Consider the following 7,988-nt stretch of genomic DNA (forward strand, 5'->3'; position numbering starts at 1 on the left):
GCGCCCGCGGCTTGCCCAGCTCACCGACCTGCACGGACCGGCCGCCCGGCAAGCCCCCCGACGGAGCGACACCTCTCTCCGCAGAGCCGGAGGGAGGTCCCACCATCCCCGCCGGCGGCCGGTCCGGGCCGTGACCGGCCGCCCCATAACGCCCGCCGTCCCGCAGCAGATCACCACAGCGAGGTAGTGCGCATTGGAACAATGCGCGGTCAGCCGTCGTGCTCCTGGTCGTCGTCGGCGTCGCCGATGACCCGGCCGGTGCCGCCGCAGGGGAAGCACTGGCCGCCGTGGATGGCGGCGTACTCCTCGCGGTGGCCGGTGCCGCCGCACGGCTCGCACGGCACCAGGCCGTGCCCGGCCTCGGCCAGCCGGTCCCACTCCGCCCTCTCGGCCGCCCGCTGCCGGGCCTTGGCGGCCATCACCTCCGCCAGGGACTCCACCCACTCCGCGGCTCCGGCCTCGTCCACGACCCGCGCGTGGTCCGCCCGGCCACCCGCGTCGGCCACCAGGCCGGCCACCTCTGCCTCGAGGCTGGCGGCCACCAGCTCGGCCACGGCGAAGTCGCTCCCAGCCTCGGCCACCTGGCCGTGCGCCTCCGAGGTCAGGACCACACCGCCGAGCAGGCGGCGGTGCATCTCTTGGTAGCGGTACGCCTCCAGCTCGCCCGCCAGGTCGGTGTGCCGGGCGAGGCCCCGGGTCATCTCGAACGCCCGCCGGCCCCGGGTCGCGGCCTCGTACTCCAGCGACCACGCACGGCACTGCTCGGCCGTCCCGTACCCCGGGGCGTCGGCCTCGGCCAGGCCGTCGCGCTCGATCGCCCACAGCCGGTCAAGGAACTGAAAGGCGGTCATCGACCGGGTGCCCTTGGCGCCCTTGGCCGTCGAGTGGGCGACTTCGGCCGCCGCGCCCTTGGCCGCGTCCACGTCGGCCTGGACCGACTTGGCCGTCTCCCCGCCCACCTTGGTCAGGTACTCGATCAGCGCCTTGTCATCGGGCGACCGGATCACGTCGATGCGCACACCGTGGCCCTTGCCGCCGCACTTGCAGTTGGCCCGCTCACACTCGGTCGACGTCTCGTACGTCGGGTCGATCGACCGCAGAGCCCCCGCCCAGAAGCCGTGCATCCACTCCTCGAACGCCTCCAGGTCCTCGGCGGGCGGCTCGAACGTGCAGCTCCGGCCCTCGCCCGGCTCGAAGTACCCGTTGCCGTCCTCATCCGTGTAGATCAGCTGGCCGTTGGCCGGGGTGCCCTCCAACTGGCCACCGAGGAACACCAGCAGGTTCAGGTGCGGGTGCCACCCGCCCGCCTGCGAGCGGGTGATCTCCGGGTTACGCGCCATGCCGATGTAGCCGACCGCCGGGGCCACGTGGCGCCGGAAGCTCTGCGATGTCAGGAGCCGCTGGTAGGCGCCCGGGACCCTCGGCGTGACCTCCCCCGTCGTCTCGTCCACGCGCTGCCGCGTCCCCCACAGGGCACAGACCAGGTCGTCCAGTGCGTCCGCACGGGTGTGCCGGGTGGTCAGCACCACGGCCGCCAGAGTCCCCCCACGGGCCAGCCACCGCAGAGCGGCCGTGGTCAGCTCGTGGGTGTCCTCGGCGCGCTTGGCGCTCTCGCACACCGCGCACGCCCAGATCGACTCGCAGAGCTGGACCCCGCGGCCGGACGCCTTCCCGTCCTCGGTGCGGGCCGTCAGCGTGCCCAGCTCCGGCGCCACGGCGCGGCGCGCGCACTTCCGGCACCGGTCGATCGCGGTGATCTCCTGCATGATCCGGCGGCGCCGCCACCGCCGCAGAGCCGGGGTGACGACCGTGACCGGACCCCCCTCGGTGGCCCCATCGACCGCACCGCTCTGACCTGCGGTTTCGGCGATCTGACAACTCTGTTCGTCAGTTACCAAGAAGCGGACACCTCGGGAGGTGTCTTTCTGCAGGTCAGACCCCGTTTTCGGGGGTCGAACCGCGTCCGCCTCGGAAGCGCGCTTCCGGCAGTTCGGGGAGCAGTACGTTTGGCCCGGTGTGCGGGGGTTTGGGGTGAACTTCTTCGAGCAGCCGCTACGGCGGCATGTGCGGCGGGCGGGCCGCTGTGGCGAAGGAGGCGCTTCGCTCCGTACTCTGGTCACAGCAACGTTTCCGTTCGGTGGTTTGGCACCTGCGGAGGCGGGCGGCCCGGGAGGTGAGATGCCCGGGCCGTTGCCATTTCTGAGGGGTGATCATCCCTTACGAGCGAGACGCCCCGCCGGATCACCGGCGGGGCATCGTCGTGTCGGTCAGATCGTGGTGATTCCTCCCTCGTCCCCGGCGGGGCGGGGCTGGACGCTGATGCGGACCGTGCCATCGAGGCGGGGCTCCATCGCCACGGCGTGGAACGCGCCGTCCAGGCCGCCGAGCGCGTCCTTCTGGAAAGCGCCGGCGGGCAGGTCGAGCGAGCCGCCGTGGTGCATGAGGATCGCGATCAGCATCGCGTGAGACATGTCGGCCGGGGTCGCCATCACGCCTCCTCGCGGGCCGAGCGGATGACCATCAGGGCCGCCTGCGGGAGGTCGGCCACGGCGTCGAAGTGCGCGAGGGTGACGCCGTGGCTGCGAGCGGCCTCCAGCAGGTCCCGCAGGAGAGCGGCTGCGTCTGCCTTCTCGGCCGGGGTGGCGGCCGGTCCGCCGAGCCGCGCGGCGGACGCGGTGATACGGGCGGGCACATCGTCAAGCTGGGTCTCGTGCATGGTTCCTCCTGGTGGTGGCGGCGCCCCGCCGGGTGAGGGTGGATCAGGCGGACGTGAGTCAGTCTGACACAATGTGTCAGCCTGCGCAAGAGGGTCAGGGGAGGTGTCCCCTGACCCTCTCTCGGTCACGCGGCGGCCGGGACCTCAATCTCGGTCTGACCCTCGATGTGGTCGTCGTCGTGTCGCGGGTGGACGGGGGCGTTCTCGGTGTCGAGGCGTGCGTACACCCGCTGCACCTGCGAGGGGGCGCGGGTGGACACCCGGGCCGCCTCACGGACGCTCAGGCCGTCCCGCCATGCCTGCTCGATCGCGGCGCGGGCTTCCTCGGTGCTCAGCTTCGGGCGGGGGGGGACAGGCGGGATTTCGAGGTGTGCCCCGCAGATGACCTGCGGCGATGCGGTGGCCGGCACAGGCTCCGGCAGGGGGGTGGGGGACACCGGGGCGTCCACTGTGGACACCTCGGTGTCCCTGCCCGGCTCGACGGCGGGTGCGGCGTCGTCCACGAGGCCGTGGACCTGCCTCATGAGGAGCCCGAAAGCCAGCAGTGCGGCAGTGGGGGGGACAGCGGCGGTCACGTAGTCGAGGAAGGGCACGTGCTGACCGTCCCTCGCTCCGGCCACTCCGGCGACGTTGAGGACGATCGAGCCGATCGACCCGGCCGCCGTGGCGGTGATCGCCCACCAGTCGGTGCGGCCCTGGAGACCGGCCCGCAGCATGAGCAGTTCGCCGCCGACGATGAAGGCGTCGAGGGTCGCGGGCCATGCCCACTGGCGGATCGGGGAGCCTGCCAGGCCGTGCTGGCCGGCCACCTCGGCGAGGTGTGCGTAACTGAGCCAGAAGGCAAGGGCGGTCAGGGTCACGATCACGAGCCCGGCCGCGATCAGCGCGGCCCTCTCCATCGTCTGCTTGCTCATGCCGACACCTCCTTGCCCGCGATGACGATCCCTGCCGGGGTCTTGGCCACGTCGCCGGACTTGACGAGCGCCGCGACGGCGCGGGAGACGCCGCCCTTGTCGATGCCGGTCGCCGCCACGATGTCCTTCTGGGCGAGCGGGCCGGACGCCGACCGGACCGTGTCCAGGACCCGATTCCGGTTGGTCGGGGTACCGGCCGGGGTCGCCGCGGATTCCTCAGCGCGGGGCGCCGGCGCTTCCTCGGCCGCCGCTTCGGGTGCCTCCTTCACCAGGGTCAGGCGCGGCCCGCCGCCCGGGTCGGCGGGCTCCGGCGCCAAGGTGGCGACGTGCTGCCACGGGGTCACCTTCGGGAGCGCCTCCACCGCCTCATCCAGGACGTGCCAGATCCGCACCGGGCTGGGTTTGCGGTCCTTGTGCTTGATCAGGGCCCGGCCAGGGATGCCGCCGAGCGTCGACGGCTCCCAGCCCGTCGTCGCCGCGTTCTCGCCGTAGACCACGCGGTCGGACACCGGCGAGTCCACCGTCAGCGACATGACCGTGAGGCTGTTCTCGCTGACCATCGCCGTGACGCCGCCGTTCGTGCGGGACGGGTACTGGGTCGCCCAGATGATCCAGATCCCCGTCGCGCGGGCCAGGGTGTACAGGTCGTCGATCAGGTCGAGGACGTCCTTCCACCGGTTGTCCTTGGCCATCTGGAGGATTTGCCGTCCCTCCTCGATGACGACCAAGAGGCTCGGGTGCTCCGGCGTCGGCACCCACTGCGTGACGTCCGCGATCTCCTGCCGGTGCTGCATCTCCGCGACCAGCTCGCAGATCGCGTCGTAGATCGCCTGCCGGATCTCCTCGTTCGAGCCGCGCTGGTGACCCTCCGTCCGGACCTTCCCCTGCCACAGCCGGGCTTCCAGCCGCTTCGGGTCGAGGAGGATGCCCGCCCACAGCGGGTCGGCCACGGCCTGCATCATCCACGGCCGCCACGAGACGCTCTTGCCCATGTTCGTGACGCCCGCGATCAGCTTGTGCGTGCCCGCCATCGGCACGTCCACGATCTCGCCGGTCACCTCGTCCACGCCGATGCCGGTGTGCTCCGGCGTCCAGGTCATCGAGATGCCGTCCGACGCGGACCGGGTGCGGATCACGATCAGCGCGCGGTCGCCATGGCTGCCATCGCTGATCTGCATCCGCGTCTCGGTCCGCATCCCGAGCAGGGCGCGGACCGCCGCGGACTCGGCCGCGAGCTTCTTCGCCGACCAGCCCTTGCCGTCCAGCCGGACGCCGCACACGATCCCGGCCGCCGTCACTTCGGGCCGCTCGGTCAGCGTGCCGGACAGGCCGCGCGAGTCGGCGTGCTGCACCCAGTACGACGGGTCCAGGCGCTCCAGCAAGCGGCGTTCCTCCGCCGTGACCCCATCCTCGACCTGCACGGAGACCGACCGGCGACCGAGCCACAGCGCCGAGGCGTTGGCCGCGATGACCGCGACCGAGGTGGCCAAAGGCCACGTCTCCCAGTCCGCAGGCGTCGACCACGCGTACGTGCCGACCGCCGCCGGGACGACATGCACGGCGTGCCACCGCCGGGCTACCTGCGCCATCGTCGCCGGGTAGTTCGCCCGCGCCTCCTTCAACGCGGCCCGCGCGGCGATCCGGTGCGACCGCGCCGCCCTGTCCGCCGTCTTCGCCGCCCGCCGGGCGCCGTTCCACGGGTTCTTGCTCGCCTGCCGTGCCGCCGTCCGCTGCCCCTTCGCGGTCGCGGCCGTCGCCCTCGCCGACGTGTTCTCACGCTGAGCGGCCATGAGCTTCTTGAGATTTTCCGGCGTCCGGAGCGCCTGGCGCCGGTCCGCCGCCGCGTCCCACCGAGCCGCCACAGGGGCGCACATGGGGGACAGGGCATCGACCACGTTGGTCACCTCGGTGGCCGATGCCCGCCAGGCGGACTTGGTCGAATCGGTCGCCTTCCGCCAAACTTCCTTCACGTCCACGGTTCTCCTTCAGGTGCGTGGATGAGGGTCGGATCGCCGTTCGCTGCGGCGGTCCGGCCCGTCTTCGTTTGCTGGTTGCGCCTCTGGTTGCAGGTTGCGGTCGGGTTGCGGGGTGCAACCGCCTCTGACCTGCAAGGTTGCGGGTTGCGGTCGGGGGAGGGGAGGGGGGCCCTACGCACGCGCGCATATACGCGCGCGAGGAGCCCCTCAGATCACTCCGCCTCGGCCGCCTTCCGCCACGCGGCCGAGGTGTTCGGGGAGACCCCTGTCAGGTCCCGAATCCTGCGGTAGGGGACCTCCATCCGGACCGCCTCCACGATCACCGGACGGATCTCCGCGTCGAGCTGCTCCAGCTGAGCCAGGAGCCTGATCCTCTTCGCTCCCAAAGGCTTGAGTGCTGCTTCGGCTTGGGCCCTCAGTTGGGCCGGTGTCTGCGTCATGCGACTGACTCTGACACATCGATCCGCCTTTTGCAAGCGTCTCAGTCTGAGTCATCATTGCCCCCCGGTGATCACGCGGCGACCCTAGGCGCCCCTCTGCGGCCCTGTCAGCCGGATACCGGACCCAGAGGGCACGGCGCCCCTCATCGGCCGTCAGCGGGCCACACAGGGACGCGGGGAGGGGTGCGGGGGAGGCCGGAGAGATCGCGCGGGTCACTACGCAGGGGCGCTCCGCCCCCTGCACCCCCGGGCCACCGCTCCCAGAGGGGGAGGGGGCGCCGTACGCCACTGCGGGTCCGTGGGTGGGTCGGCAGGGGTCGCGGGGGGGTCCCTCCGGTCGGACAGCCCTCCGCACCCTGCCACGGAACCTGGGGGGGCTCCGCAAGCTCCACCCCCCCAGAACCCGCGGCACACCGTGAGTGCCGCCCGACCGGAGGGACCCCCCCGCTCTGGCCCCGCCTTACGAGGGCGCGGCGGGCACCTGGGGGACCGTCAGGGTCGGCGGCCGCGACCCGTCACCACAGCGGCAGATCCTCCCCGCCCACCACCGGCCGGGGCGGACGCGGCGGGGTAGCCGGCGGAGCATCCCGCGGCTGCGGCCGCCGGGGTTGCGCACGTGCAGATCCCGGCGCGGGCGGCACGATCGGCTCCTCCGGTCGGCCGAGCACCGCGCGCTCCGCCGCCAGCACCGCCGCCCGCGTCCGGGCCTGCTCCCGCCTGTGCTCCGCCGCCCGCGTCCGGCACCCACCCGTCCGGCAGTACAGCCGCGGCCGCCCCACCACCGGATGCGGCCCCGGAATCGGCAGCCCACACCACCCACACCACCGCGCCCGCTCCGCCCTGCTCGCATCACTGTTCTGCACGTGCACATCATCCGGCTCCGCACCACACCTCTGGCACTTTCGACCGCCACACCTAGGCATCAGGACCCAACGGGTCCTCGCCCAGCTCCTCCCGCATCTCCGCTTGGGCGTCGGCCCACATGTCCCCCGCACCCGAGCAGTCCGAGCACAGGCAGTCGCCCGGACACCTCACCGGCACCCACAGCACGCCGTACTCCTGCGTCGGCTCGGCCCCACCCGCAACGTCATCGCTCGTACTCATGCCGGGATCAACGAGCGCCAGGAGCACGAGCCACGACACACACCTAGGCATTCTCAATTCGACGGGGCTTGCGCAGACTGACACAGTCGTGTCATAGTGAAGCGGTCGGCACAAGCTGACACAACCGCAAGGGAGATCATCATGGGCCTGTTCGGTGGCAAGAAGAACGACGACTCCTCCTCCTCCGAGGGGGTCAACTTCCAGGACCGGATGTACATGGGCTCGGCCGCCGTGTACGCCGCGATCGAGCGCGGCGAGATCCAGGGCGAGCAGGCCGTCCGGGACGCGCTGGAGCAGGCGCGGTACGACGCCAGCTGACGCCCCCTCGGCGGGGCACCGGCCGGTGCCCCGCCCCAACCACCGCCAGGAGGCCCCCATGCGCGAGTTCCTGTACATCCTCACCATGCAGTCCCACGACGGCCGCCAGGCGACCTGGAGCGGCGTCATCACCCCCGCTGAGGGCGCGACCCGCGAGCGGGTCTGGCTCGACCTCCGGGCCACGATCGCGCAGGCGCAGCCGACGCAGGAACAGCGGGAGGCGGTCGCCGCCGCCCCCACGCTGTTCTTCTCCCTGGAGCCCAACGCCCTCTGACCCCGCCCCTCGAAGCCCCCGCCGGATCGTCCGGCGGGGGCTTCGTCGTGCGTTGGGGGGGGTGAGCGAGGTAGTGCCCAGTGGGCCCCATAGGCGCACCCACCCGTGGGTGGACGGGTGGTTGGGCCGGGGGACCGGCGGTGGGACCGCCGGTGGGGGGGGGCCGCCGGGCGCCCCGGCGAGGGCCCGTCGCCGCCCGGCAGGGCGCGGGCGCCCCGCGCGCCGCCCCGCCGGGGGGCGGCGCGC

The 7,988-nt window shown here is 72.5% G+C and carries 9 protein-coding genes; 2 read left to right on the forward strand and 7 right to left on the reverse strand.

The window, feature by feature from the left end; translation table 11 throughout:
• Positions 1-209: 209 nt before the first annotated feature.
• The 7 genes from ACWGSR_RS37245 to ACWGSR_RS37275 form a co-directional block, all read right to left on the reverse strand.
• On the reverse strand, positions 210-1,766 hold the full coding sequence (locus ACWGSR_RS37245; protein WP_376367728.1) for a replication protein: 1,557 nt from the start codon (positions 1,764-1,766) through the stop codon (positions 210-212).
• Between the two features lie 501 nt (positions 1,767-2,267).
• Positions 2,268-2,489: a hypothetical protein gene (locus ACWGSR_RS37250; protein ID WP_376041175.1), complete on the reverse strand. Its 222-nt coding sequence runs from the start codon at positions 2,487-2,489 to the stop codon at positions 2,268-2,270.
• Positions 2,489-2,716: a hypothetical protein gene (locus ACWGSR_RS37255; protein ID WP_376041173.1), complete on the reverse strand. Its 228-nt coding sequence runs from the start codon at positions 2,714-2,716 to the stop codon at positions 2,489-2,491. Before ACWGSR_RS37255 ends, ACWGSR_RS37250 begins: the two co-directional genes overlap by 1 nt.
• Positions 2,717-2,841: 125 nt before the next feature.
• Entirely contained in the window at positions 2,842-3,630 is a 789-nt protein-coding gene (locus ACWGSR_RS37260; protein ID WP_376169341.1) for a DUF2637 domain-containing protein, read from the reverse strand.
• Positions 3,627-5,606: a helix-turn-helix transcriptional regulator gene (locus ACWGSR_RS37265; protein WP_385344947.1), complete on the reverse strand. Its 1,980-nt coding sequence runs from the start codon at positions 5,604-5,606 to the stop codon at positions 3,627-3,629. Before ACWGSR_RS37265 ends, ACWGSR_RS37260 begins: the two co-directional genes overlap by 4 nt.
• Positions 5,607-5,818: 212 nt before the next feature.
• On the reverse strand, positions 5,819-6,046 hold the full coding sequence (locus ACWGSR_RS37270; RefSeq protein WP_376041194.1) for a hypothetical protein: 228 nt from the start codon (positions 6,044-6,046) through the stop codon (positions 5,819-5,821).
• 915 nt (positions 6,047-6,961) lie between these two features.
• Entirely contained in the window at positions 6,962-7,150 is a 189-nt protein-coding gene (locus ACWGSR_RS37275; RefSeq protein WP_376189705.1) for a hypothetical protein, read from the reverse strand.
• A gap of 141 nt (positions 7,151-7,291) precedes the next feature.
• Here ACWGSR_RS37275 and ACWGSR_RS37280 point away from each other — a divergent pair, with 141 nt between their 5' ends.
• Both ACWGSR_RS37280 and ACWGSR_RS37285 read left to right on the forward strand, forming a co-directional pair.
• The gene (locus ACWGSR_RS37280) at positions 7,292-7,468 is read left to right on the forward strand and encodes a hypothetical protein (protein ID WP_157028735.1); all 177 of its coding nucleotides are present in this window, start codon (positions 7,292-7,294) and stop codon (positions 7,466-7,468) included.
• A 58-nt stretch (positions 7,469-7,526) separates the two neighbouring features.
• Positions 7,527-7,742, forward strand: a complete 216-nt coding sequence (locus ACWGSR_RS37285) for a hypothetical protein (protein ID WP_376183994.1) — start codon at positions 7,527-7,529, stop codon at positions 7,740-7,742.
• Positions 7,743-7,988: the final 246 nt, after the last annotated feature.

The organism is Streptomyces sp. NPDC055632 (genome assembly GCF_053618675.1).

Coding starts and splice junctions, on each gene's coding strand:
- ACWGSR_RS37245 (WP_376367728.1), bottom strand. CDS start 1,766: ATGCAGGAGATCACCGCGATCGACCGGTGCCGGAAGTGCGCGCGCCGC.
- ACWGSR_RS37250 (WP_376041175.1), bottom strand. CDS start 2,489: ATGGCGACCCCGGCCGACATGTCTCACGCGATGCTGATCGCGATCCTC.
- ACWGSR_RS37255 (WP_376041173.1), bottom strand. CDS start 2,716: ATGCACGAGACCCAGCTTGACGATGTGCCCGCCCGTATCACCGCGTCC.
- ACWGSR_RS37260 (WP_376169341.1), bottom strand. CDS start 3,630: ATGAGCAAGCAGACGATGGAGAGGGCCGCGCTGATCGCGGCCGGGCTC.
- ACWGSR_RS37270 (WP_376041194.1), bottom strand. CDS start 6,046: ATGACGCAGACACCGGCCCAACTGAGGGCCCAAGCCGAAGCAGCACTC.
- ACWGSR_RS37275 (WP_376189705.1), bottom strand. CDS start 7,150: ATGAGTACGAGCGATGACGTTGCGGGTGGGGCCGAGCCGACGCAGGAG.
- ACWGSR_RS37280 (WP_157028735.1), top strand. CDS start 7,292: ATGGGCCTGTTCGGTGGCAAGAAGAACGACGACTCCTCCTCCTCCGAG.
- ACWGSR_RS37285 (WP_376183994.1), top strand. CDS start 7,527: ATGCGCGAGTTCCTGTACATCCTCACCATGCAGTCCCACGACGGCCGC.